Genomic DNA, 225 nt, shown 5'->3' with positions numbered 1-225 from the left:
ATCTATATGGGCCGTATAAACCAAATGCTAAATTAAATATCTTTGCACAAGCAATCGTTGATGGTAAAACATTTAAAACAAACTTAGTAGAAGCGCCTGCATTAGAAAAAGGTGAGAAAACAGTCCCTGTTAAGTTGCAGTTTAATCAATACGAAATTGAGAAACATCAAAAAAATGCCGAAATAAAAAAAGATGTTCAAACCTTTATGGAAGATTACACATATG

The 225-nt window shown here is 31.6% G+C and carries 1 pseudogene; it reads left to right on the top strand.

Annotated elements, in window-relative coordinates:
* Positions 1-225: pseudogene (locus TP70_RS12470) on the top strand (hypothetical protein); the annotation flags it as partial.

This window comes from Staphylococcus microti, assembly GCF_000934465.1.
Taxonomy (GTDB): Bacteria; Bacillota; Bacilli; order Staphylococcales; family Staphylococcaceae; genus Staphylococcus; species Staphylococcus microti.
This window is presented reverse-complemented; position numbering and strand designations above follow the sequence as displayed.